The 23,326-nt window shown below is 45.5% G+C and carries 21 protein-coding genes and 16 tRNA genes; 12 read left to right on the top strand and 25 right to left on the bottom strand.

The window, feature by feature from the left end; all coding sequences use genetic code 11:
• Positions 1-5: 5 nt before the first annotated feature.
• The 3 genes from flgL to EXZ60_RS06635 all read left to right on the top strand — a co-directional run bounded on the left by flgL (position 6) and on the right by EXZ60_RS06635 (position 4,374).
• On the top strand, positions 6-1,199 hold the full coding sequence (flgL, locus tag EXZ60_RS06645; protein ID WP_013856259.1) for a flagellar hook-associated protein FlgL: 1,194 nt from the start codon (positions 6-8) through the stop codon (positions 1,197-1,199).
• A 395-nt stretch (positions 1,200-1,594) separates the two neighbouring features.
• Positions 1,595-2,734: a flagellin gene (locus tag EXZ60_RS06640; RefSeq protein WP_017045944.1), complete on the top strand. Its 1,140-nt coding sequence runs from the start codon at positions 1,595-1,597 to the stop codon at positions 2,732-2,734.
• A gap of 506 nt (positions 2,735-3,240) precedes the next feature.
• Positions 3,241-4,374: a flagellin gene (locus tag EXZ60_RS06635; RefSeq protein ID WP_094123757.1), complete on the top strand. Its 1,134-nt coding sequence runs from the start codon at positions 3,241-3,243 to the stop codon at positions 4,372-4,374.
• A 172-nt stretch (positions 4,375-4,546) separates the two neighbouring features.
• Here the strand turns inward: EXZ60_RS06635 and EXZ60_RS06630 are convergent.
• From EXZ60_RS06630 to lolB, 21 genes are all read right to left on the bottom strand, one after another.
• Positions 4,547-4,631 (bottom strand) — tRNA-Leu (locus EXZ60_RS06630).
• 52 nt (positions 4,632-4,683) lie between these two features.
• Positions 4,684-4,760: transfer RNA gene (locus EXZ60_RS06625), tRNA-Met, on the bottom strand.
• Positions 4,761-4,771: 11 nt separating this feature from the next.
• Positions 4,772-4,856, bottom strand: a tRNA-Leu gene (locus tag EXZ60_RS06620).
• 80 nt (positions 4,857-4,936) lie between these two features.
• Positions 4,937-5,011, bottom strand: a tRNA-Gln gene (locus EXZ60_RS06615).
• Between the two features lie 25 nt (positions 5,012-5,036).
• Positions 5,037-5,121 (bottom strand) — tRNA-Leu (locus tag EXZ60_RS06610).
• Positions 5,122-5,202: 81 nt separating this feature from the next.
• Positions 5,203-5,277 (bottom strand) — tRNA-Gln (locus EXZ60_RS06605).
• Between the two features lie 25 nt (positions 5,278-5,302).
• Positions 5,303-5,387, bottom strand: a tRNA-Leu gene (locus EXZ60_RS06600).
• 81 nt (positions 5,388-5,468) lie between these two features.
• A tRNA-Gln gene (locus tag EXZ60_RS06595) sits at positions 5,469-5,543 on the bottom strand.
• Positions 5,544-5,567: 24 nt separating this feature from the next.
• A tRNA-Leu gene (locus tag EXZ60_RS06590) sits at positions 5,568-5,652 on the bottom strand.
• Positions 5,653-5,671: 19 nt separating this feature from the next.
• Positions 5,672-5,756, bottom strand: a tRNA-Leu gene (locus EXZ60_RS06585).
• Between the two features lie 45 nt (positions 5,757-5,801).
• Positions 5,802-5,878, bottom strand: a tRNA-Met gene (locus EXZ60_RS06580).
• A 78-nt stretch (positions 5,879-5,956) separates the two neighbouring features.
• A tRNA-Gln gene (locus EXZ60_RS06575) sits at positions 5,957-6,031 on the bottom strand.
• A 25-nt stretch (positions 6,032-6,056) separates the two neighbouring features.
• Positions 6,057-6,141 (bottom strand) — tRNA-Leu (locus tag EXZ60_RS06570).
• An 81-nt stretch (positions 6,142-6,222) separates the two neighbouring features.
• Positions 6,223-6,297 (bottom strand) — tRNA-Gln (locus EXZ60_RS06565).
• A 25-nt stretch (positions 6,298-6,322) separates the two neighbouring features.
• A tRNA-Leu gene (locus EXZ60_RS06560) sits at positions 6,323-6,407 on the bottom strand.
• Between the two features lie 40 nt (positions 6,408-6,447).
• A tRNA-Met gene (locus tag EXZ60_RS06555) sits at positions 6,448-6,524 on the bottom strand.
• Positions 6,525-6,806: 282 nt separating this feature from the next.
• The gene (gene ychF / locus EXZ60_RS06550; protein WP_013857965.1) at positions 6,807-7,898 is read right to left on the bottom strand and encodes a redox-regulated ATPase YchF; all 1,092 of its coding nucleotides are present in this window, start codon (positions 7,896-7,898) and stop codon (positions 6,807-6,809) included.
• Between the two features lie 10 nt (positions 7,899-7,908).
• The gene (gene pth / locus EXZ60_RS06545) at positions 7,909-8,499 is read right to left on the bottom strand and encodes an aminoacyl-tRNA hydrolase (protein ID WP_013856262.1); all 591 of its coding nucleotides are present in this window, start codon (positions 8,497-8,499) and stop codon (positions 7,909-7,911) included.
• Positions 8,500-8,648: 149 nt separating this feature from the next.
• Complete coding sequence (locus EXZ60_RS06540) at positions 8,649-9,593, bottom strand: ribose-phosphate pyrophosphokinase (protein WP_010320509.1); 945 nt, start codon at positions 9,591-9,593, stop codon at positions 8,649-8,651.
• Between the two features lie 29 nt (positions 9,594-9,622).
• Positions 9,623-10,495, bottom strand: a complete 873-nt coding sequence (gene ispE / locus EXZ60_RS06535; protein ID WP_019280893.1) for a 4-(cytidine 5'-diphospho)-2-C-methyl-D-erythritol kinase — start codon at positions 10,493-10,495, stop codon at positions 9,623-9,625.
• Complete coding sequence (gene lolB, locus EXZ60_RS06530; protein WP_017045762.1) at positions 10,492-11,124, bottom strand: lipoprotein insertase outer membrane protein LolB; 633 nt, start codon at positions 11,122-11,124, stop codon at positions 10,492-10,494. Before lolB ends, ispE begins: the two co-directional genes overlap by 4 nt.
• A 161-nt stretch (positions 11,125-11,285) precedes the next feature.
• Here lolB and hemA point away from each other — a divergent pair, with 161 nt between their 5' ends.
• From hemA to ybaK, 8 genes are all read left to right on the top strand, one after another.
• Positions 11,286-12,545 carry a glutamyl-tRNA reductase gene (hemA, locus tag EXZ60_RS06525; RefSeq protein WP_047687796.1) on the top strand — a complete coding sequence of 420 codons (1,260 nt, stop codon included), beginning with the start codon at positions 11,286-11,288 and terminating at the stop codon, positions 12,543-12,545.
• A 30-nt stretch (positions 12,546-12,575) separates the two neighbouring features.
• Positions 12,576-13,664, top strand: coding sequence for a peptide chain release factor 1 (gene prfA, locus EXZ60_RS06520; protein ID WP_096036609.1), 1,089 nt, complete (start codon positions 12,576-12,578; stop codon positions 13,662-13,664).
• Positions 13,665-13,668: 4 nt separating this feature from the next.
• On the top strand, positions 13,669-14,550 hold the full coding sequence (prmC, locus tag EXZ60_RS06515) for a peptide chain release factor N(5)-glutamine methyltransferase (protein ID WP_017045760.1): 882 nt from the start codon (positions 13,669-13,671) through the stop codon (positions 14,548-14,550).
• Positions 14,535-14,918, top strand: coding sequence for a SirB2 family protein (locus tag EXZ60_RS06510; protein ID WP_017047864.1), 384 nt, complete (start codon positions 14,535-14,537; stop codon positions 14,916-14,918). The genes prmC and EXZ60_RS06510 overlap by 16 nt, the downstream gene beginning before the upstream one ends.
• 18 nt (positions 14,919-14,936) lie before the next feature.
• On the top strand, positions 14,937-15,746 hold the full coding sequence (locus EXZ60_RS06505) for a SirB1 family protein (protein WP_017045759.1): 810 nt from the start codon (positions 14,937-14,939) through the stop codon (positions 15,744-15,746).
• A 22-nt stretch (positions 15,747-15,768) separates the two neighbouring features.
• A complete protein-coding gene (gene kdsA / locus EXZ60_RS06500) occupies positions 15,769-16,620 on the top strand; it encodes a 3-deoxy-8-phosphooctulonate synthase (RefSeq protein ID WP_026028071.1) in 852 nt (283 codons plus the stop codon).
• Between the two features lie 360 nt (positions 16,621-16,980).
• Positions 16,981-18,642: a bifunctional UDP-sugar hydrolase/5'-nucleotidase UshA gene (gene ushA, locus EXZ60_RS06495; protein WP_277435472.1), complete on the top strand. Its 1,662-nt coding sequence runs from the start codon at positions 16,981-16,983 to the stop codon at positions 18,640-18,642.
• Between the two features lie 106 nt (positions 18,643-18,748).
• Positions 18,749-19,225 (top strand): Cys-tRNA(Pro) deacylase, encoded by a 477-nt coding sequence (gene ybaK / locus EXZ60_RS06490; protein ID WP_094500388.1) that lies wholly within the window; start codon positions 18,749-18,751, stop codon positions 19,223-19,225.
• A 45-nt stretch (positions 19,226-19,270) separates the two neighbouring features.
• Here the strand turns inward: ybaK and EXZ60_RS06485 are convergent, their stop codons facing one another.
• Positions 19,271-20,530: a uracil-xanthine permease family protein gene (locus EXZ60_RS06485; protein ID WP_010320498.1), complete on the bottom strand. Its 1,260-nt coding sequence runs from the start codon at positions 20,528-20,530 to the stop codon at positions 19,271-19,273.
• A 189-nt stretch (positions 20,531-20,719) separates the two neighbouring features.
• Here EXZ60_RS06485 and EXZ60_RS06480 point away from each other — a divergent pair, with 189 nt between their 5' ends.
• Positions 20,720-21,865, top strand: coding sequence for a DUF2066 domain-containing protein (locus EXZ60_RS06480; protein WP_277435471.1), 1,146 nt, complete (start codon positions 20,720-20,722; stop codon positions 21,863-21,865).
• Positions 21,866-21,966: 101 nt separating this feature from the next.
• Here the strand turns inward: EXZ60_RS06480 and EXZ60_RS06475 are convergent, their stop codons facing one another.
• From EXZ60_RS06475 to arsC, 3 genes are read right to left on the bottom strand one after another with little or no spacing between them, the layout of a single operon-like run.
• On the bottom strand, positions 21,967-22,404 hold the full coding sequence (locus EXZ60_RS06475) for a DUF2069 domain-containing protein (protein ID WP_094125221.1): 438 nt from the start codon (positions 22,402-22,404) through the stop codon (positions 21,967-21,969).
• Complete coding sequence (gene wrbA / locus EXZ60_RS06470) at positions 22,401-22,973, bottom strand: NAD(P)H:quinone oxidoreductase (protein ID WP_017042769.1); 573 nt, start codon at positions 22,971-22,973, stop codon at positions 22,401-22,403. Before wrbA ends, EXZ60_RS06475 begins: the two co-directional genes overlap by 4 nt.
• Positions 22,970-23,320 carry an arsenate reductase (glutaredoxin) gene (gene arsC / locus EXZ60_RS06465; RefSeq protein ID WP_170898752.1) on the bottom strand — a complete coding sequence of 117 codons (351 nt, stop codon included), beginning with the start codon at positions 23,318-23,320 and terminating at the stop codon, positions 22,970-22,972. The genes wrbA and arsC overlap by 4 nt, the downstream gene beginning before the upstream one ends.
• Positions 23,321-23,326: the final 6 nt, after the last annotated feature.

Genomic DNA, 23,326 nt, shown 5'->3' with positions numbered 1-23,326 from the left:
GATAAATGTTAACCAGAATATCGAGCTTCCATAACTATCAATCGGTGCAAAACGATATGCGCCGTCAAGAATCAAAGATCCATCATAACCAAGCGCAGCTAGCGTCGGGTAAGAAGTTGCTTTCGGCCAGCGATAGCCCATTAGCCACTCATTACATCCAAAAAGTAGGGCAGCAAGAAGAGCAATTACGCCAATATCTTGATGCAATCGTGCTGGTTCGAAACCGCTTAGAGCATCAAGAAGTAATCATTGCCAATGCGGAAAGCTCGACCGATGAGGCAAAGCGTACTGTTATGGAAATGATTAACGGTTCATTCTCTCCAGAAGATAGAGAAGCGAAAGCGCGTGAGCTGCAAGAGATGTTCAACAACTTAATTGAACTAGCAAATACGCAAGATGAGTCCGGTAACTACATGTTTGCCGGCACCAAGCCGAAGAATCAGCCTTTCTTTAGAGATAATGCCAGTAACGTGACTTATTCCGGCGATGATTATCAGCGCAAAATGCGTATCTCCAACAGCTTAGAGATCCCGTTCAATAATCCGGGTAATAAAGTGTTTATGGAGATTGATAACCCGTTTGGTAACTACGAACCAAACTATCAATTAAACGAAGGTTCAGAGTTACTGCTCGAGCGTGCAACCAATTTAGACTCGAATGATACATCGCGCTATACCGTGACATTTGTTGATATGGCTAACGGCAAATATGGTTATCAATTAGAGAAAGATGGCAGCGTGGTACAGGCCGATGAGTTTGATCCACAAAAAGGCATTCGATATCAAGATCTGACGGTGCACGTAAAAGGGCAAATTTCGAAAGGTGATGTGTTAAGCCTAGAGCCGCGTTCAACTTTTACCTTATTTGATAGCTATAAAGACGCGATTGAGCTCTCGCAAGGCTCCGTATCGGATGCGTCGACGACAGCGAAACTGCACCAAATTACGGAAGAGTTTCATGCCGCCTTTATTCATCTCAATAAAGTGCGTACTGATGTCGGTGCACGCTTGAGCACTTTAGATATTCAACAAGAACAGCATGAAGATTTCAAAATCAGTTTAGCGAAATCAAAAAGTAACTTTGAAGATCTTGATTACGCGGAAGCGGTGATTGAATTTAATGAGAATTCACGTGCGTTGCAGGCTTCACAACTGGCTTTTGGTAAAACGAAAGATTTGACCCTTTTCAACTATATCTAATCTTCAATGCCTTATGTGCTAAGCCATATGCGCGAAGAGTGGAATGTGTTGAAAAATTGGCCTGGAAATTGCTCATCTATTATCGAGAGATAAAGAGGCAATAGAGCGGCAAACGAAAGTGGCAACTCTGTTGCTAACGAGAAAAAACTGGATGCTCACTCACAAAGATAGAATGATTGAATTTCTTCTAAGTGATTAAAAAACAAAGAATATTAATTTTAATATCAGATGTTTTAAAAGTTGGCATACTAATTGAATTGTCTATATCAGAGTTGATACAACAAGTTTTTAAATCGGCAAATAGCGGATTTAGCAAGTTCACGGTCAGTGCTTCCAAATGAGAGTAAAGCTGGCCGCTTCGCAAAAAGCTTGCGAACTCACTAGGAGAGCAAACTATGACCATTACAGTAAATACTAACGTCTCAGCAATGACTGCTCAGCGTTACCTTAATAAAGCGACGGGTGAATTAAATACCTCGATGGAACGTTTATCATCAGGTAATAAAATCAACAGCGCTAAAGATGATGCGGCAGGCTTACAAATTTCAAACCGCTTAACCGCTCAGTCTCGTGGCCTAGATGTGGCAATGCGTAATGCCAACGACGGTATTTCGATTGCTCAGACCGCGGAAGGGGCAATGAATGAGTCGACCAGTATCTTGCAACGTATGCGTGATCTTGCTCTTCAATCAGCAAACGGCACCAACTCGGCGTCAGAGCGACAAGCTTTGGATGAAGAGTCGACCGCATTGCAAGATGAGTTAAACCGTATTGCAGAAACGACCTCATTCGGTGGACGTAAACTGCTCAACGGTTCGTTTGGTGAAGCATCATTCCAGATTGGTGCGAGCTCAGGTGAGGCGATCATTATGGGGCTTACCAGTATACGTGCTGATGACTTCCGTATGGGCGGCCAATCGTTTCTTGCAGAGCAAGGAAAGGACAAGGATTGGGGAGTGCCAGCGGGCGCGCGTGATTTGAAATTTGAATTCACCACCCAGGCAGGTGAGCTTGTTACTCTCGATGTGTTAGCTAAAGATGGCGATGATATTGAAGAGCTAGCGACTTACATTAATGGTCAAACCGACAAGCTTAAAGCATCGGTGGATCAAGACGGTAAACTGCAAATTTTTGCCGCAGAACCGAATTTACAAGGTGACCTTGCCATCTCTGGTGGTTTGGCAACCGAACTTGGCCTAAACGGTGGACCGGGCGTTAAGACGACGGTTCAAGATATTGATATCACCTCAGTTGGTGGTTCTCAAAATGCAGTGGGCGTTCTGGATGCTGCGTTGAGATATGTGGATTCACAACGGGCAGAGCTCGGTGCGAAGCAAAACCGTTTAAGCCATAGCATCAACAACTTGGCTAATATCCAAGAGAATGTTGAAGCATCCAACAGTCGAATTAAAGATACAGATTTTGCGAAAGAAACCACGCAAATGACGAAAGCACAGATTCTGCAACAAGCGGGTACCTCGATTCTCGCTCAAGCAAAACAGTTGCCAAATTCTGCAATGTCACTATTGCAGTAATGTTAGGACCCTTCATCCAACAGCTCAGACGTGGGTTAGGTGAAGGAATCCTTGGCAAAGTATGATTATGGCCGAATATAAAGCTCTCTCAAGATGTACCCTGCTTTATAGTCATAGATAATCATGCGCCCCGGTCAGTCGGTAATGTGTTCATTTCTCTGATCTCCACATTGGCTCTGGCTACCAACTAGCCCCGGTTCTCTCAAAGGAAAAGGGGCTTTTCTTTATCTATAACTTCTTGCTCTTATCAATGCTCCTCAATCGCCCGTGAAGCCGACCAATCACGTCAAATCTTTAATGCTATTTTTGTATTTCAGCCAGTTTTGCAGCGTTTATCCCACTTTTAATCGATATTGGTTATTTTTTACGAAATCGTCGTTTTCCCGTTAAAGGATTCCTAACCGCAGTCGCTAATAATAGTACTTTGAGAGAACTACTTGGTTTTCCGAGACGTCGGAAACCGTTTGTCTATGACGCTAAGTCGGAAAATCAATAGGAGAACCACTATGGCGGTTAATGTAAACACTAACGTTTCAGCTATGACAGCACAACGCTACCTAAACAGTGCTAGCAATGCGCAACAGTTATCAATGGAACGTTTATCATCAGGCTTCAAAATTAATAACGCAAAAGATGACGCAGCAGGTTTGCAAATCTCTAACCGTTTGAACGTTCAAAGCAGAGGCTTAGATGTTGCCGTGCGCAACGCAAATGATGGCATTTCAATTGCGCAGACAGCTGAAGGTGCAATGAACGAAACTACCAACATTTTGCAACGTATGCGTGACTTATCTCTACAATCGTCAAATGGTTCGAACTCGAAAGCCGACCGCGTAGCGATTCAAGAAGAGATCACCGCGCTGAATGACGAACTCAACCGTATTGCTGAAACTACATCGTTTGGTGGTAATAAGTTGCTCAATGGTACTTTTGAGACGAAATCATTCCAAATCGGTGCGGATAACGGTGAAGCGGTCATGCTAAGCCTAAATAATATGCGCAGCGACAACGCAATGATGGGCGGTAAGAGTTACCAAGCGGCAAATGGACAAGATAAAGATTGGACCGTTAAAGCGGGTGCTAATGACCTTACCATTACGTTGACTGACAAACGTACTGGCGAGCAAACCATCAACCTAAGTGCAAAAGAGGGCGATGACATCGAAGAGTTGGCCACTTACATCAATGGCCAAACCGACATGTTAAAAGCTTCTGTTGACGATGAAGGCAAATTGCAAATCTTTACTGATAGCAACCGTATTGATGGCGTAGCAACCTTTGGTGGCAGCTTAGCGGGTGAACTGAGTTTCCAAGCGGCAAAAGATGTGACAGTCGATACCATTGATGTCACCTCTGTGGGTGGTTCGCAAGAATCAGTTGCCATTGTTGATGCGGCACTGCAATTTGTAGACAGCCATCGTGCTCAACTGGGTGCATTCCAAAACCGTTTCAACCATGCGATTAACAACTTAGATAACATCAACGAAAACGTAAATGCTTCTAAGAGCCGAATCAAAGACACTGATTTTGCGAAAGAAACCACTGCCTTGACTAAATCGCAGATCCTTTCTCAAGCATCAAGCTCAGTGTTGGCACAAGCTAAACAAGCGCCTAATGCTGCTCTTGGTTTGCTTGGTTAAGTCGTTAACTTTTAAATTAAAAATCCAGCTTCGGCTGGATTTTTTTATGCCTCACTTTTCACGTGATCAAAGAATGGATCGGAAAAATGAATCAACGGTTAAAACGGGAGGAAAGGATATATTGTTATGAGGCTAATAAAACAAAACCCAGCCTAAGCTGGGTTTGAATTGATGGTGCGGAAGGAGAGACTTGAACTCTCACACCTTGCGGCGCCAGAACCTAAATCTGGTGCGTCTACCAATTTCGCCACTTCCGCAACTTGTACTGTAGATAGATTGAACATTGGTTATTCAAACTATCGTTGTAAATGGTGGCTACGACGGGATTCGAACCTGTGACCCCATCATTATGAGTGATGTGCTCTAACCAACTGAGCTACGTAGCCATCTTAAATCATGGTGCGGAAAGAGAGACTTGAACTCTCACACCTTGCGGCGCCAGAACCTAAATCTGGTGCGTCTACCAATTTCGCCATTTCCGCAGCGTATTCTTTAAATAAACCGAATGTTATTGATTCAGCTTATCTTTTTACGGTCAGCTTATCGCTAACCCTACAAATAATGGCAGGGCTACCTGGATTCGAACCAGGGGATGGCGGCATCAAAAGCCGCTGCCTTACCGCTTGGCGATAGCCCTACAAGATGATTGCTCATCTAAATAATGGTGCGGAAGGAGAGACTTGAACTCTCACACCTTACGGCGCCAGAACCTAAATCTGGTGCGTCTACCAATTTCGCCACTTCCGCAACTTATGCTGTAGATAAAATGAGGATTGGTTACTCAATTTATCGTTGTTATGGGTAGCTTATCGCTAGCCATATGAAATATGGCAGGGCTACCTGGATTCGAACCAGGGAATGGCGGCATCAAAAGCCGCTGCCTTACCGCTTGGCGATAGCCCTACAAGATGATTGCCCATCTAAATAATGGTGCGGAAGGAGAGACTTGAACTCTCACACCTTACGGCGCCAGAACCTAAATCTGGTGCGTCTACCAATTTCGCCACTTCCGCAACTTATGCTGTAGATAAACTGAGGATTGGTTACTCAATTTATCGTTGTTATGGGTAGCTTATCGCTAGCCATATGAAATATGGCAGGGCTACCTGGATTCGAACCAGGGAATGGCGGCATCAAAAGCCGCTGCCTTACCGCTTGGCGATAGCCCTACAGGATGATTGCTCATCTAAATATGGTGCGGAAAGAGAGACTTGAACTCTCACACCTTGCGGCGCCAGAACCTAAATCTGGTGCGTCTACCAATTTCGCCATTTCCGCAAATTTTTAGTTATCGAGATGGTGCGGAAGGAGAGACTTGAACTCTCACACCTTACGGCGCCAGAACCTAAATCTGGTGCGTCTACCAATTTCGCCACTTCCGCAGCTCGATATCTATGTGTTGCCAACTTTCGCTAACAACTAAATTATGGTGGCTACGACGGGATTTGAACCTGTGACCCCATCATTATGAGTGATGTGCTCTAACCAGCTGAGCTACGTAGCCATCTTTTTGAGCGAGACAATATAATACAATCCACACTCATGCGCCAATGGTTTTTTAAACACTGACCCATTTGAATAATGGCAGGGCTACCTGGATTCGAACCAGGGGATGGCGGCATCAAAAGCCGCTGCCTTACCGCTTGGCGATAGCCCTACAAGATGATTGCTCATCTAAATAATGGTGCGGAAGGAGAGACTTGAACTCTCACACCTTGCGGCGCCAGAACCTAAATCTGGTGCGTCTACCAATTTCGCCACTTCCGCAACTTAACCTGTAGATTCAGTGAATATTGGTATTCATTGAATCGTTGTTATGACCAGTTTATTCGCTAGTCATCTCAATATTGGCAGGGCTACCTGGATTCGAACCAGGGGATGGCGGCATCAAAAGCCGCTGCCTTACCGCTTGGCGATAGCCCTACAAGATGATTGCTCATCTAAATAATGGTGCGGAAAGAGAGACTTGAACTCTCACACCTTGCGGCGCCAGAACCTAAATCTGGTGCGTCTACCAATTTCGCCATTTCCGCAACTTTCCTAAATATTTTTATAATAAAAACACTTAGGAAATGGTGGCTACGACGGGATTCGAACCTGTGACCCCATCATTATGAGTGATGTGCTCTAACCAACTGAGCTACGTAGCCATTTTTATTCTCTCTTTAAGTTTGCCTTAATGTCGAGAACGGAGCGCATTATGCGGATATGGCTCTAGAGCGTCAATAGTTTTTTTGAATAAATTCTTTGAAACCAACCGTTCGAACTTTTTTTGAACAAAGAGACGTGTTTGTGATCAAAAACGGTTAATAAATCATTAAGCTTATTGATTTTTCCTTGCTTGTCGCTAAGGTTGATTTTGAGAAAAAAACAAAAAAGCCAACAGAATCTGTCGGCTTTAATGGTGTATTAATGGCTGATTAACGAGTTATTTACACGTTGAAGCGGAAGTGGATAACATCGCCATCTTTTACGATGTATTCTTTACCTTCCAAGCGCCATTTTCCCGCTTCTTTGGCTCCATTTTCGCCGCGATATTGAATGAAATCATCATAACCCACAACTTCAGCGCGAATGAAACCACGTTCAAAGTCGGTATGGATTTTACCCGCCGCTTGCGGAGCCGTCGCACCGACCGGAATCGTCCATGCACGCACTTCTTTTACGCCTGCGGTGAAGTAGGTTTGTAGTGTTAGTAGTTCGTAACCGGTACGAATCACGCGGTTTAGACCGGGTTCTTCAATGCCTAAATCGGCTAAAAACTCGGCGCGATCTTCTTCTTCAAGTTCAGATAGTTCAGCTTCAATGGCTGCGCAAACAGCAACCACAGAATTGTTCTCTTTTTCTGCAAACTCTCTGACAGCATCAAGGTACGGGTTATTTTCAAAGCCATCTTCGCTCACGTTGGCGATATACATGGTTGGTTTCAACGTTAAGAAGTTGAGATAATCTACGGCGGCTAGCTCTTCTTTTGAGAGTTCAACCGTGCGAGCCATACCACCTTCCGTTAATACAGGGAGTAGCTTCTCTAATACGGTGATTTCAAATTTAGCGTCTTTATCGCCACCTTTGGCACGTTTTGCTTGACGTTGAATGGCGCGTTCACAGCTATCAAGGTCGGCAAGGGCAAGCTCTAGATTGATTACTTCAATATCTTCAATTGGCGATACTTTGCCTGCTACGTGAACGATATTTTCGTTCTCGAAGCAGCGAACAACGTGACCAATCGCATCTGTTTCACGGATATTTGCAAGGAATTTGTTGCCTAAACCTTCACCTTTTGACGCGCCAGCCACTAGGCCTGCGATATCGACAAATTCCATTGTCGTCGGAAGGATACGTTGAGGGTTTACAATTTCTGCTAACGCATCGAGACGAAGGTCTGGAACAGGAACCACACCCGTGTTTGGTTCGATAGTGCAAAACGGGAAGTTTGCTGCTTCGATGCCCGCTTTAGTTAGTGCATTAAATAATGTCGATTTACCCACATTTGGTAAACCCACGATGCCACATTTAAAACCCATGACTGTAACCTTATTCAGCTTTGAACGTATGTAAGCGATTTTGTGCTTTAGTTAGACCATCTTTTAGTAAAATGTCGAAGCAACGAACCGATTCGTCAACCGCGGCATCTAGGCACTCTTGCTCTTTGGCGGGTGCTTTACCTAAAACATAGCCTGCTACTTTATCTTTGTGCCCCGGATGGCCGATACCAATCCGCAGGCGGTAGAATTCTTTGTTATTGCCGAGTTTGCTGATGGTGTCTTTAAGGCCATTATGCCCGCCATGACCACCGCCCATTTTGAACTTAGCTACCCCGGGAGGTAAGTCTAGTTCATCATGTGCCACCATGATCTCTTCTGGTTTTATCTGGTAAAACTTGGCGATGGCCGCCACGGCTTTACCGGATAAATTCATAAAAGTTGTTGGGATCAATAAACGCAGATCTTCACCATTAACCACGATACGTCCGGTGAAACCGAAGAATTTGGCTTCGTTTTTCAAGGTGACGTTATGAACTCGGGCTAATTCTTCTACTACCCAAGCGCCGGCATTGTGCCTCGTTTTGGCGTATTCAGGGCCAGGATTCGCTAGCCCGACAAGAAGTTTGATTGGTTGGCTCAAGGTTAGGATCTCTTTGCAATATCAAAAGCGCGGTATGATAGCACACAAAAGGGAAAGGGTGCGAGGCGCTAAAATAACAAAGGAAAAAGCACCTCATTTTTCAATGAAGTGCTTTAAAAGCATTTAAAACTCAGTAAATAAACTGAGTTTTAATTAAACATGGCAGAAATAGACTCTTCGTTGCTAATGCGACGAATCGCTTCAGCAAGCATGCTAGACAAGGTTAATTGTGTCACTTTGCCGGTTGCCGCCATCTCTTTAGATAGGGTGATCGAGTCTGTGACGATAACTTGGTCTAGTACTGAGTTTTTGATATTTTTCGCTGCGTTACCTGAGAATACCGCGTGCGTTGCGTAAGCAAATACACGTTTTGCTCCACGTTCTTTCAACGCTTCAGCGGCTTTACACAAAGTGCCGCCAGTGTCGATCATGTCATCCACGATCACACAATCGCGCCCATCAACATCGCCAATCAGGTTCATAACTTCAGACACGTTGGCGCGTGGACGACGTTTATCAACGATTGCGATGTCGATATCACCTAATGCTTTTGCAGTCGCACGAGCACGAACCACGCCACCAAGGTCAGGTGAAACCACAACAGGATCTTCTAACCCACGCGCTTTCATATCTTCAAGCAACACTGGCGTACCAAAGATGTTATCTACTGGGACGTCAAAGAAGCCTTGGATTTGTTCTGCGTGAAGGTCGATGGTCAAAACGCGGTCAACACCAACGTTTGAAAGGAAATCTGCAACAACTTTTGCAGTAATCGGTACACGAGCAGAGCGCACTCGGCGGTCTTGACGGGCATAACCAAAATATGGGATGACAGCAGTAATACGGCCTGCTGAAGCACGGCGCATTGCATCAATCATCACTACTAATTCCATTAAGTTGTCATTAGTAGGAGCACAAGTAGATTGAATAATAAATACATCGCTACCACGAACATTTTCGTTGATTTGCACTGCAACTTCACCGTCGGAGAAACGAGAAACAGTAGCATCACCAAGAGAGATGTATAGACGTTCAGCAATACGTTGGGCTAGTTCAGGTGTGGCGTTACCAGCAAATAGCTTCATATCAGGCACGGTGGAAACCTCAGGGTTGCGTCCAGTTTTTAAATAGGTCGGGTGTTGGCGAATTGGTATTCAGCCAGAGTCTTTTTCAGTGGCGAAATGTTACACCCTAAGGCGACAAACGCGAAGACTGTGTCAGGGAGCTTGGCAAGGACAGCTTCCGCTTCTACTTTGCTAGAAAATTCGGCAAAAACGCAAGATCCCGTCCCAGTCAATCTTGACGGCGCGTATTGTAGCAGCCATGAAAGTTGCTTATCAACCTCTGGGTACAGCATTCGGACAATTTTTTCGCAATCGTTTTCGTAAGGGTGTTCGAGAAGCGTTGCTAGCGCTCGTTTTGGCGTGTTCCTTATCAATTGGGGATGAGTGAAAATATCTTTCGTTGCAATGCTCACATTAGGCCGAACCACCAAATACCATTTTTGCTTTGGTTCGGTTTGGGTCAGTTTTTCACCTACGCCTTCAGCAAATGCGGCAAAGCCATGGACAAAAACGGGAACATCCGCCCCGAGTGTTAAACCGAGCGTAGCGAGTTCTTGCTGTGATAAATTGGTTTGCCATAAGTAGTTCAGTGCAACAAGCACGGTTGCAGCATTGGAAGAGCCGCCACCGATGCCACCGCCCATTGGCAAAACTTTATTTAATTCAATGCTCGCGCCATAGCGGCATCCACTTGCCTTTTGTAAGGCGATGGCCGCTTTCCAAATCAAGTTGTCTTGTAGCGCAACGCCAGCAATGGCTGGTGTGAGAGTTATTTCGCCAGACTGATTGGCGGTAATGGTTAACTCATCACCAAAATCGAGAAATTGAAACAGTGTCTGTAATTCATGATACCCGTCGGCTCTTTGCCCTGTGATGTACAGAAACAGGTTGAGCTTAGCGGGTGATGGCCAGTGGGTTGGGGTACAAATCATGGCGTTAGGGTCCACTTTGAAATGACGAGGTTTAATGAAACTTGATCTTGAGTCAGCTTCAGTTTGGCCGGAAGTGGCACTGAAGTGGAAGAAGCGGATGTTGAGACGAAGGGATAAGCTTGGTAGTTCAAATATTCCAAGTGCCAGCGGCTAAGCCCTAGCTGTTTATCTAACGATGCCAACAAATTATTTTGATTCAATTGAAAACCATCCGCCTCGGTTGGTAGCCCAAGCAGCCAATCTTGTAGCTGCTCAATGGGGATCGATAACCCAGTTAACTCGTAAACTAAAGCATCCGCATTCTGCGCATCGATAATTTGATCATCATACGTTTTGACCTGGGCGCCCTGAGGCGAGATGGAGAGATTTAAAACGGTCTGCCCTAAAAATGTTGAGAGACGAAGCTGGCTATGGTCGGCGTTTTTTTGCCAATGAAAATTGAGGGATTGACGCTGTTGTGGTGATATATAGCCGAGTTTTCCGCTGGCTTGGTACTCGCGGATCGTTTGCAATTGCTGTTGGTGTTGCTGCCAGCCGACGCTCTCGACCCTTGTTGAGGGTAAGTTTGTGCAACCAAAGAGTGTTAGCAGAGTGAGGAGAGTTAAAATCAGTCTATTTGCGCGTGTCATATCTGCCCATTATTTACACAGTGAAGGCCGTAAAAACGCCTCACTATATCATTGATATCACGAAGTCGGGAAAACAAATCCCTGTTGCCCTTTCATTAAAACAGGGCATCAAGTAAAATTCGGCTCCTATTTACATTTCCTGAACCGAGAAACCTCTATAGATGTCCTTGCTTGCTATTGGAATAAATCACAATACAGCGTCGGTAGAACTGCGAGAGAAAGTGGCGTTTGGTCCTGATAAATTATCAGAAGCCTTGCGACAACTTGCGTCCAGTTCCAGCGTTCAAGGTAGCGTTATTGTCTCTACCTGTAATCGCACGGAAATTTATTGTGATGTAAAATCATCGAGCAAAAGTAAGTTAATCGATTGGTTGTCTCAGTTCCATCATGTGAATCCTGAAGATCTTAAACCGAGTTTGTATGTACACGAAGAACAAGCCGCTATTCGTCATTTGATGCGAGTGGCTTGTGGTCTGGATTCACTGGTATTGGGTGAGCCGCAGATTTTAGGGCAGGTGAAGCAAGCCTATGCGGATGCTCGCGAGCATAACGCGGCTGATTCAGCGATTGAAAAACTATTTCAAAAAGCATTCTCGGTAGCTAAGCGTGTGCGCACCGAAACCGAAATAGGCGGCAGTGCGGTCTCGGTGGCTTATGCTGCTTGTACGTTGGCAAAGCAGATCTTTGAATCACTCTCTGATTCAACGGTAATGTTGGTTGGGGCGGGTGAAACCATCGAACTGGTTGCGAAGCATTTAGCAAGTCATCAATGTAAACGTATGATAGTCGCCAACCGAACCCGCGAGCGAGCGATGGGGCTTGCACAGCAGTTTGACGCTGAAGTGATTGCACTCAATGAGATACCTGACTATCTCGCTCACGCGGATATCGTCATCAGTTCAACCGCCAGCCCACTGCCGATTATTGGCAAAGGGATGGTAGAAAGTGCGATTAAAGTGCGCCGCCATCAACCCATGTTACTGATTGATATTGCCGTGCCTCGTGATATTGAATCGCAGGTCGGGGATTTAAACGATGCCTATCTGTATACGGTTGATGATCTTCAGTCGATTGTAGACAGCAATATGGAACAGCGTAAAGTTGAAGCCATTCAAGCTGAAGCGATTGTCAGTGAAGAGAGCGCTGCCTTTATGAGCTGGATGCGCTCCTTGCAAGCAGTAGACAGCATCCGAGAATACCGTCAATCGGCCAACGAAATTCGTCAAGAATTGCTCAGCAAAAGCTTGCAGGCACTGGCTGCTGGGGGCGATCCTGAAAAAGTGTTACTTGAGTTAAGTAACAAACTCACCAATCGATTGATCCACACACCAACCCGAGCATTGCAAAGCGCTGCCGAGTTAGGTGAACCGGCTAAATTGGCCGTGATTAGACAAAGTTTGGGTCTTGACGACCCTCGATAATATCCGTCACTCCGAATTAAAGAAGAAACTATGAAAGCGTCGATTTTAGTTAAGCTTGAATCCCTTGTTGAGCGTTACGAAGAGGTTCAGCGCCTGCTTGGCGAGCCTACCGTAATTAGTGATCAAAATAAATTCCGTACTTTGTCAAAAGAGTACTCTCAGCTTGAGGAAGTCACTAAATGCTTCCAAGCTTACCAACAAGCGCAAGAGGATTTAGTTGCCGCGGAAGAGATGACCAAAGACGAAGACGCTGAAATGCGAGAGATGGCTCAAGAGGAAATAAAAGCGGCCAAAGCGACAATTGAATGTCTCACTGATGAATTGCAAATTCTGCTGCTACCAAAAGATCCGAACGATGATCGCAACTGCTTCTTAGAAATTCGTGCAGGGGCGGGCGGTGATGAGGCGGGTATTTTTGCTGGCGATCTGTTCCGTATGTACAGCCGTTATGCTGAGAAAATGAGCTGGCGTATCGAAATTATGTCCGCTAGTTATGCTGAGCATGGCGGCTATAAAGAAGTGATTGCTAAAGTGAGTGGTGATGGCGCTTACGGTGTGCTTAAGTTTGAATCAGGCGGTCACCGCGTACAGCGTGTACCGGCCACGGAATCTCAAGGTCGTGTGCATACTTCCGCTTGTACCGTCGCGATCATGCCCGAAATTCCTGAAGCCGAAATTCCAGAAATTAAAGCTAGCGATCTGAAAATTGACACTTTCCGCTCATCGGGCGCGGGTGGTCAGCACGTAAACACCACCGACTCTGCGATCCGCATTACCCACTTACCAACTGGCACGGTAGTTGAGTGTCAGGATGAGCGTTCACAGCACAAAAACAAAGCCAAAGCGATGGCCGTATTGGCCGCTCGTATTGCACAAGCGGAAGAAGCGAAGCGCGCAGCCGAAGTGTCCGATACTCGTCGTAACCTACTGGGTTCTGGTGATCGTAGCGACCGTATTCGTACTTACAACTACCCGCAAGGTCGCGTTTCCGATCATCGTATTAACTTAACCATTTATCGTCTTAATGAAGTGATGGAAGGGGATCTGCAAAGCTTGATTGATCCAATCATTCAAGAATATCAAGCAGACCAACTTGCCGCTCTTGCCGATCAACACTGATCCCATGACGTTATCTCGTATTGATGATGCGTTGAAAGCCGCGATTGCTCAACTCCAAGAAGGCGGCAGTGATTCGCCTTCTGTGGATGCAGCGGTGCTGCTTTGCCATGTACTGGATAAACCACGTTCTTATCTGCTGACTTGGCCTGAAAAGACCTTAAGCGAAACGCAGTCGCGGCAATTTTGCTCGCTGATTACGCGTCGAGTGACGGGGGAGCCTGTGGCCTATTTGGTTGGGGAACGTGAGTTTTGGTCGCTGCCACTGAAAGTTTCGCCTTCGACATTAATTCCTCGGCCGGATACTGAACGCTTGGTTGAAATTGCGTTAGAAAAAAGCCAGCAGACGCAAGGGGATATTTTGGACTTAGGCACAGGAACTGGCGCAATCGCATTAGCGCTAGCGTCCGAGCTACCTGAACGTCATGTGGTCGGTATCGATTTACGCCCTGAAGCGCAAGCATTAGCGTTGGAAAACGCGCAGCGTTTAACTATTACCAATGTCACATTTTTACAAGGTAGTTGGTTTGAACCTTTAAAGCTCGGTACAAAGTTTGCTTTAATTGTCTCCAATCCACCGTATATTGAAGAGAATGATCCCCATCTCACGCAGGGGGATGTACGTTTTGAGCCTTTAAGTGCGCTGGTGGCCAAAGACAAAGGCTTGGCTGACATTAAACACATTGCAGAGAATGCGCGTCACTATTTGCAGCAACAAGGCTGGCTGCTGTTTGAACATGGTTATGATCAAGGGGCGGCAGTCAGAGCGTTATTTGAGTCACTCGGCTATCACCATGTAGTGACAGAAAAGGATTATGCGGGTAATGACCGAGTGACTCTGGGTCAATATTCGCACTCAGAAGAGAGAGCATCATGTACGAAGGATTAAAACATTTTCATCTACTGACCATTGCGGTCAGTGCACTATTGTTGTCGGTACGTTATGCCTTGATGATGATGGATTCCAAATGGCTGCAACACCCTTTTTTGAAACGTTTTCCTCATATTAACGATTCGCTGTTGTTGTTATCGGGTATCGCGTTGATTGTGATGTCTGGTTTTATCCCATTTACCCCAGCCGCACCTTGGTTAACTGAGAAGCTGACCTGTGTGATGGCGTACATTGCACTGGGCTTCTTTGCGCTCAAACTGGGCCGGAATAAGCTGTTGCGTACCTTTGCTTTTTTGGGCGCATTAGGTTGGCTTGCTATGGCGGGAAAAATCGCCATCGTAAAAACGGCTATGTTTTTAGGCTAACAGCATCCGAGCGGCATTATGTTTGAATGGTTCGATGAAGATTTTGATGCAATGGAATTGGTGGAAGGGGCGCTGATCTTAAACAAGGCCGTCAATCCTGAAACTGAGGATGAATGGGCACGCCAAGAGTTGGCCCGTTTGCTTACACAAGCAAAACACGAGTTAGCTAATGAACAGGATGACAAACAGCGTTTCGAAGCGTTGTTGCATCTGTTTTACCAACAATGGGGTTTTCGCGGTGACAGAGAGGCTTATTTTGATTCACGTAATGCCTTTATCGATAAAGTGTTGCAGCACCGCAAAGGTATTCCCGTCAGTTTAGGTGCGCTGTTGCTCTATTTTGCGCGCAAGCTAGGCTTTCCTTTACAAGGTATTACCTTTCCCACACAGTTTTTATTGCAGTTGCATTGGTGCGATGAATCACCGATTTATATTAACCCTTTTACTGGTGAAACCGTCTCATTACATATACTGCAAGCGTGGTTAGTTGGGCATAAAGGGGTTTTGTCTAAGCTGAAATCGAGTCATTTGGAAGTGACAGATAATCCGACGGTGATCGGTCGTTGGCTGGCACTACTAAAGAGCGCACTATTAAGAGAAGAGCGTTATACCTTAGCGCTGCGTTGTACTGATTTAGCGCTGACTTTTGTTCCTGATGATCCGTATGAAATCCGCGATCGCGGCTTTATCTATCAGCAACTGGATTGTCACCAAATTGCCTTATCCGATTATCAATACTTTATTGATCATTGTCCGAATGATCCGGCGGCTGAGTTATTAAAAAATCAAGTTAATGCATTAAGCTTTGAAGCTATTACGCTGCATTAACCGCTAAATGAGAGAGAATAAAATGGAACAAAAAATCGTCCACGTGGGTGATATTCCCGTTGCCAACGACAAACCGTTTACTCTGTTTGCTGGAATGAACGTCCTTGAATCCCGTGATTTAGCGATGCAAATCTGTGAGCATTACGTGAAAGTGACCGATAAACTCGGTATCCCTTATGTGTTTAAAGCTTCTTTTGATAAAGCAAACCGCAGCTCTGTTCACTCTTATCGTGGCCCCGGCTTGGAAGAGGGAATGAAAATTTTCCAAGAGCTAAAAGAGACCTTTGGCGTCAAAATCATCACTGACGTGCACACAGAAGCTCAAGCTCAGCCTGTGTCTGAGGTGGTTGATGTGATTCAACTGCCAGCGTTTCTTGCTCGTCAAACTGACCTTGTCGAAGCGATGGCGAAAACAGGTGCAGTGATCAACGTGAAAAAACCACAATTTATGAGCCCTGGTCAAGTGGGCAATATCGTGGAAAAATTTGCAGAGTGCGGCAACGACAAAGTGATTTTGTGTGAACGTGGTGCTTGCCATGGCTATGATAATCTGGTCGTTGATATGTTGGGTTTTGGTGTGATGAAAAAAGTATCAAACGGCAGCCCAATTATTTTTGATGTGACCCATTCACTGCAAATGCGCGACCCTTCTGGCGCAGCTTCTGGTGGGCGTCGTGAACAGACAGTTGAGTTAGCAAAATCAGGTCTTGCTGCCGGGATTGCGGGCCTTTTTATTGAAGCGCATCCAAACCCAGATAAAGCGCGTTGCGATGGTCCATCGGCACTGCCTTTGGATAAACTTGAACCTTTCCTTGCACAAATGAAAGCGTTAGATGATTTGATCAAGAGCTTTGCTCATATCGATATCCGCTGATTTTTTGTTGGATCTACCACTCATAATTTGGCCACCGCAAGGTGGTCAAATTTTATCGAATGTTTTCCAAACCTGTTTATCTTGTCTAAGTGCTCACTTTTCCTTATTTTTTCGTGTTTAGGAAAGAAAACGATTGCCTGTGATCCATTAAAATTTCACGTGTAACCTGTGGCAACCGTTACATTTTTGAATTGATTTTATAGTGATCAATTCTACATAAATATGAAATCAATCTGTCACCTTTAAGATGTTAATTTAAACTGGGTCAAGTTTATCGGTATGGCTTGATTTTGTGTTTGCAACGTTGACCATAACCTCCCCCTCACAAGCAGTGGATTTTTCAAGTTCAAAGGTATGATAATGAAACAACGTCTTATTCTAAAAACAGCGCTCAGCGCGGCCATTCTTACAGCCCTTATGGGTTGCGCAACTCAACCCACTCATGAGTGGAAGGAAGATACGACTTATAAACTCACCGTGTTACACACTAATGACCACCACGGTCGTTTCTGGCAAAACAAATATGGCGAGTATGGTATGGCGGCACGTAAAACGCTGATCGATGATCTTCGCTCTGATATTGAAGCTGAAGGCGGCAGCGTACTGCTTCTTTCTGGTGGCGATATTAATACCGGAGTTCCTGAATCTGATCTACAAGATGCAGAGCCTGATTTTAAAGGTATGAGCAAGATTGGTTATGATGCGATGGCGTTAGGTAACCATGAATTCGATAACCCGCTCGAGGTTCTGTTTAAGCAAAAAGAGTGGGCGAATTTCCCAATGCTGTCGGCCAACATTTACGATAAAGCGACCGGAAAACGTCTATTCCAAGCCTACCAAATGTTTGATAAACAGGGCGTGAAAATAGCGGTTATCGGTTTAACGACTGAAGATACCGCTAAAATTGGCAACCCTGAATACATTGGTGGTATTGAGTTTAGAGATCCAAAAGAAGAAGCGAAAAAACTGATCGCAGAAATTGAGAAAACGGAAAAGCCGGACCTTATTTTTGCCGTTACCCACATGGGCCATTATGAAAATGGCCAACGTGGTGTGAATGCACCGGGTGATGTTGCGCTTGCACGATACTTGGATGAAGGTTCTCTCGATATGATCGTCGGCGGCCACTCTCAAGAGCCTGTCTGCATGGAAGGCCCTAATGTGGTGAAGAAAAACTTCCATCCGGGAAATGAATGTAAGCCTGATATGCAAAACGGTACTTACATAGTGCAAGCGCATGAATGGGGTAAGTATGTTGGCCGTGCGGATTACGAATTCCGTAATGGTGAACTGAACATGGTGAGCTACAACCTGATCCCCGTAAACCTGAAGAAAAAAGTGAAAGTGAATGGCGAGAGTAAGCGCGTACTGATTCAAGATCAAATCGCTGAAGATCCAGAAATGCTTAACTTTTTGCGCCCATATCAAGAACAAGGTCAAGAGAAACTGAATGTGGTCATTGCACAAAGTAATGGCAAGTTAGAAGGGGATCGCAACGTTGTGCGTTTCCAACAAACCAATTTAGGTCGTTTGATTGCACTTTCTCATATGGAACGCGCAAAAGCCGACTTTGCGGTGATGAATTCTGGTGGCGTGCGCGATTCGATTGATGCAGGAAAAATCACTTATAAAGATGTGCTTAAAGTACAACCTTTTGCCAATATTCTCACTTATACCGATATGACCGGGGCTGAAGTGTTGGATTACCTCAATGAAGTGGCGACCAAACCTGTTGATTCTGGCGCTTATGTACAATTCGCGGGGATTTCGATGACAGTGGCCAATGGTAAGGTATCGAATGTCTTTATTGGTGATAAGCAGCTCCGTTTGGACGAAACGTATCGCTTCACCGTACCTAGCTACAACGCAGCTGGTGGTGATGGTTATCCAAAAATCTCCGATCACCCAGGTTATGTCAATACAGGCTTTGTGGACGCGGAAGTATTGAAAGACTACCTCGAAGCACACAGTCCAATTGATGTGAACCAATATGCGCCAGCGGGCGAAATTGTCTATAAGTGATAGTGCGATAAAGAGTTTGACTCATTGTGAGCAATCATTTTAACTAAAGGCGGTGCTTAGGCATCGCTTTTTTATTGGCACTAACGGTTACTTTGAGATAAGCACGATGACACCTGCGATTGATTTGGCGAAAAAGAAAAAAATTCCTCACACTCTCCATCAATATCAACATGATCCTAATCACAGCAGTTATGGTTTAGAAGCGGCTGAGGTTTTGGGACAAGATCCGAAAAAAGTGTTTAAAACACTGCTGTTTTGCTTAAATGGCGAGCCGAAAAATCTCGCTGTCGCGATTATTCCTGTTGATCAAAAATTAAACTTAAAGCGTGCGGCCAAAGCGGCTAAGTCGAAAAAAGCGGAAATGGCTAATCCAGACATAGCGCAAAAAACCACAGGTTATGTGGTCGGTGGCATTAGCCCGCTTGGGCAGAAAAAAGCACTACCGACTTTCATTCATCTCAGCGCAGAAGAACAATCGACCATCTGTGTCAGTGCAGGTAAACGCGGTTTAGAGATTGAATTGGCACCGAGCGATCTTGCGTTATTAACGCGAGGTGAGTTTGTTGAATTGTGTCAAGAATAGAGAATGAAAATCCGGCCTCGAGTGAGGCCGGATTGACTGGCAAAATTAGTTCTTCAGTTTGATCTCTTCTTCCATCTGGGCGTTATCCACCACATGGTTTTCTCCTAAGTCATTAGGAAGGATCAAGTTTAGAATAATGGCTACGATACCGCATAAGCTGACACCTTGTAGGCTAAACTCTCCGATACCAAAGGCCATGCCGCCGATACCAAACACTAATGTCACTGCCACAATCACTAAGTTACGAGACTTGTGAAGATCGACATGATTTTTAATCAGTGTGTTTAGGCCAACCGTTGCAATTGAACCGAACAGCAAAATCATAATGCCGCCCATTACGGGAATTGGAATGGTTTGCAGTAGCGCGCCCAGCTTACCAACCAATGCTAATACAATCGCGGTGATCGCAGCCCAAGTCATGATTACTGGATTAAAGGCTTTCGTCAGCATTACAGCACCCGTCACTTCGCTGTATGTAGTGTTTGGTGGCGCACCCAGCATAGAGGCTGCGATGGTGGCAACACCGTCACCCGCAATGGTGCGATGTAGCCCAGGTTTCTTGATGTAATCTTTTCCAGTGACGTTTGAGATCGCGAGCATATCGCCCACGTGTTCGACTGCCGGAGCAATTGCAACCGGGATCATGAACAAGATCGCGTTGATGTTGAATTCAGGGAAAGTGAAGTTCGGCATTGACAGCCAAGCCGCTTGCGTAACAGGAGTAAAATCCACTACACCAAAATAGAGGCCCAAAAGATAGCCTGCAAAAATACCGCCGCAGATCGGCAACAGTTTGAGAAAACCTTTGGCAAAAACGCTAATCGTGATGGTGGTTAACAGTGAAACGCAAGAGATCCACATCGCTACATCTGAGCTAATCAGTTGTACCGAACCATCTCCAGTTTTACCTAGCGCCATGTTTACAGCAACAGGCGCAAGGCCTAAGCCAATCACCATGATCACCGGGCCAACCACGACAGGAGGTAAAATTTTGTGGATGATTTCTACGCCACGGACTTTGATGATCGCTCCCAGTAGTATGTAGACAAAACCAGCGGCCACTAAACCGCCCATCGTCGAGGCAACGCCCCAAGTTTGGATGCCAAACATAATCGGTGCAATAAAGGCAAAAGAAGAAGCAAGAAAGATGGGGACAGAGCGGCGAGTAATAAGTTGGAATAAAAGGGTACCGACACCGGCGCCAAATAGTGCAACGTTAGGATCAAGCCCAGTTAACAGTGGGACAAGAACCAGCGCACCAAATGCGACGAAGAGCATCTGTGCGCCTTGGATGGCATTTTTCATCATGATTTCCCTGAAGCAAAATAAAAATTCGCGGGATTCTATCACTTTTGCAAACGATTGCCATTGAAACTAGATCAAATAAAGTCACAAATGTTGATGAAATTATCACCGAACTCTGCCGTGGATTCCTTGCCGCGGACCGGATAGTTGCTTATCATCGACGTTCACAAAACAGATCATAGGAACAGTATGCGCTATTTAGCTATGTTGGTGATGAGCTTACTCACTCTCCCTGCTTATGCCTTAACCAAGGTCGACTTATACCATACCGAAGTCGTGATTGATCAACAGCAAGACAATGCCGACGCGAATGCTCGTATCAAAGGGATGAGCGAAGTGATTGTTCGAGCTTCGGGTGATAGGAATGCGGTGAACAATGAGGTGATTAAAAAAGCCTTAAGGCAGAATTCGCAATATTTAGCGCAAATCAGTTATGGTCAAAATGGGGCGCAATCTTCGATTGTTATGGGGTTTAGCGCACCGCATATCCGCACATTACTAACTCAAGCTCAATTACCATTTTGGCCTGAAAACCGAGCTAATGTTTTAGTCTGGTTGATTGAAGAGTCAGGTTATGAGCGCAGCATTGCATGGGAACACTCTGACACGAGTACGCTAAAACAGCTTAAAGACGCGACTCAAACTCGCGGTTTGCCTATCACAGTGCCTGTGGGTGATTTTGATGATATTACTGGTGTGGAAGTATCGGATTTGTGGGGCGGTTTCGTGCAGCCTATCAGCATGGCTAGCCAACGTTATCCAACTGATGCGGTATTGGTGGTCAGAGTACAAAGTAATGGTGTGCGCTGGAGTTTGTATGATCAACCCGCCGCTCAAATGGCACAAGCCACGAAAGCGCCACTGTCTGGTCAAGCGTCTGGTGACGATGCCATTGAACAAATGGTCGATCAATTGAGTGATTACTATGCAAGAAAGAGCTCGGTTATCGTGGCCAGTGAATCCTCTTCTTCGCTGCTTGCTCGTTTTAGCCCGATTGATGATGCAATGGATTTCTTTACCTTGGAGAATAAGTTGAAGCGCTTAAGCTCTGTTGCTTCTTTGGACATTCTCAAGATTCAAGGTGAGGAAATCACTTTCGAAGTGCATTTGTTGGCTTTAGAGTCCGAGTTTGAGCAAGAAGTGCTACGCATGGGCAAAGTCGCTAAAATTGACGACCCACAGCCAGAGAGTGTGCCAACACAGCTTACCCCAGCAGCAGAGGTTGATGATTCTGCTGTGGAGTCAGGCTCTTTGCAAGTCACACCTGAACCGTCATTATCTCAGGCCATCACTGAACCAGTGAAGCGAGTGCTCTCTTTTGAGTGGCAAGCGTAAAGTACTCAGTCACCTCTTGAACAAATGCTGAGATAATCAAAAAGAGCCCATCAGGGCTCTTTTTGTATGAGAAGAATAGGCAATCCTGTCATGGATTGACTCTATGGTTGATTATCGTGGGTAAAATTGGCTTTCTCTTGCTTTTCGACTTCAGATAGACGCTTGAGTTTCAGTCCGAGCTCTTTACCGCGATGGCGAGCATACAAGGTATTACCGACAAAAGCGGCAAATGTAAGTAGCAGTTCCACTACCGCTAACCAGCGCTCCCCTCCATCAACATAAACCAGCGTCAATGCGTGTAGAAAGTAGAGCATTAAAACAAAGTTGGCCCAGGCGTGAGTGTAGGGTTTTCCGGCCAAAATTCCCGGTAATGGTAAAAGCAGTGGGATAACCCATGCAATGGCCAATGCAACATGATTAAGATGAGGGTGAGGAGAGAGCGAGAATTGCCATAAAACCACCCATATAATTAGGGATAAGTTACTCAGTAAAGCTAGCCATCGGTACTGCTTGGTGCTTGGCATCATTTCTGCCGTCATAATCTGTCCTTTAATCGGCTGGCTAGCATTGCCAGCCGTTTTCCTAAATTTTTAGCCAGTTCACTTTCGTGCGTAGTGAGTTGTGGCGAGTGTGTTGCGACATGGCTTGCACCATATGGCGTGCCTCCAGAGGTTGTGGTATGCAGTGCAGGCTCTGAATAAGGGATGCCAACGATTAACATGCCATGATGCATCAGTGGCAGCATCATACTCTGTTGCGTACTCTCTTGGCCGCCATGCAAAGAGGATGAAGAAGTAAACACGCAAGCGGGTTTATCAATTAATGCGCCGCTAATCCATAAAGGGGTCGTTTGGTCCCAAAAATGCTTCAGTGGCGCGGCCATATTGCCAAACCAGACTGGGCTGCCAAAAGCCAAACCATCACATTGCTTTAACTCATCCAGAGTCAGGTAGGGATCGGTCGTTTGCTCTGCATGGTTGTCTAGCGCCGGAACGGTGCGCAAGAGCGCTGTCGCGCCTTGTGCTTCAATTCCGCGTGCGATTTGCCGTGCCAGTGCTTGCGTTGAACCGTGCCTGCTGTAATAAAGTACGACGACTTTAATACTCATAAAATCTCAAGTACCTGCTCTGGTGGACGGCCGTGGCGCGCTTTACCATTGGCGACAACAATGGGACGCTCAATCAACTTAGGATGCGCGGCCATGGCTGAAAATAGTTGATCATCAGTAAGTGCATCATCACTTAGGCCAAGTTCTTTATAGAGCTCTTCTTTAGTGCGCATCATGTCACGAACCTGCTGTAGCCTGAGTTGAGCGTACAAGGTTTTCAACTGTTCGATGGTTGGCGCTTGGTCTAAATATTTAATGATCTGTGGCTTTAACTGGCGGTCTTCTAGCAGTGCCAGAGTTTCACGACTTTTTGAGCATTTAGGGTTGTGATAAATCACGACTGACATAACTTC

The sequence above is a fragment of the Vibrio sp. 1151_11 genome, assembly GCF_029478525.1.
Classification (GTDB): domain Bacteria; phylum Pseudomonadota; class Gammaproteobacteria; order Enterobacterales; family Vibrionaceae; genus Vibrio; species Vibrio anguillarum.
Note: the sequence above shows the minus strand (reverse complement) of the source record. Positions and strands in the feature narration are given on the sequence as shown.

Coding starts and splice junctions, on each gene's coding strand:
- flgL (WP_013856259.1), top strand. CDS start 6: ATGTTAACCAGAATATCGAGCTTCCATAACTATCAATCGGTGCAAAAC.
- EXZ60_RS06640 (WP_017045944.1), top strand. CDS start 1,595: ATGACCATTACAGTAAATACTAACGTCTCAGCAATGACTGCTCAGCGT.
- EXZ60_RS06635 (WP_094123757.1), top strand. CDS start 3,241: ATGGCGGTTAATGTAAACACTAACGTTTCAGCTATGACAGCACAACGC.
- ychF (WP_013857965.1), bottom strand. CDS start 7,898: ATGGGTTTTAAATGTGGCATCGTGGGTTTACCAAATGTGGGTAAATCG.
- ispE (WP_019280893.1), bottom strand. CDS start 10,495: ATGATTTGTACCCCAACCCACTGGCCATCACCCGCTAAGCTCAACCTG.
- lolB (WP_017045762.1), bottom strand. CDS start 11,124: ATGACACGCGCAAATAGACTGATTTTAACTCTCCTCACTCTGCTAACA.
- hemA (WP_047687796.1), top strand. CDS start 11,286: ATGTCCTTGCTTGCTATTGGAATAAATCACAATACAGCGTCGGTAGAA.
- prfA (WP_096036609.1), top strand. CDS start 12,576: ATGAAAGCGTCGATTTTAGTTAAGCTTGAATCCCTTGTTGAGCGTTAC.
- prmC (WP_017045760.1), top strand. CDS start 13,669: ATGACGTTATCTCGTATTGATGATGCGTTGAAAGCCGCGATTGCTCAA.
- EXZ60_RS06510 (WP_017047864.1), top strand. CDS start 14,535: ATGTACGAAGGATTAAAACATTTTCATCTACTGACCATTGCGGTCAGT.
- EXZ60_RS06505 (WP_017045759.1), top strand. CDS start 14,937: ATGTTTGAATGGTTCGATGAAGATTTTGATGCAATGGAATTGGTGGAA.
- kdsA (WP_026028071.1), top strand. CDS start 15,769: ATGGAACAAAAAATCGTCCACGTGGGTGATATTCCCGTTGCCAACGAC.
- ushA (WP_277435472.1), top strand. CDS start 16,981: ATGAAACAACGTCTTATTCTAAAAACAGCGCTCAGCGCGGCCATTCTT.
- ybaK (WP_094500388.1), top strand. CDS start 18,749: ATGACACCTGCGATTGATTTGGCGAAAAAGAAAAAAATTCCTCACACT.
- EXZ60_RS06485 (WP_010320498.1), bottom strand. CDS start 20,530: ATGAAAAATGCCATCCAAGGCGCACAGATGCTCTTCGTCGCATTTGGT.
- EXZ60_RS06480 (WP_277435471.1), top strand. CDS start 20,720: ATGCGCTATTTAGCTATGTTGGTGATGAGCTTACTCACTCTCCCTGCT.
- EXZ60_RS06475 (WP_094125221.1), bottom strand. CDS start 22,404: ATGACGGCAGAAATGATGCCAAGCACCAAGCAGTACCGATGGCTAGCT.
- wrbA (WP_017042769.1), bottom strand. CDS start 22,973: ATGAGTATTAAAGTCGTCGTACTTTATTACAGCAGGCACGGTTCAACG.
- arsC (WP_170898752.1), bottom strand. CDS start 23,320: ATGTCAGTCGTGATTTATCACAACCCTAAATGCTCAAAAAGTCGTGAA.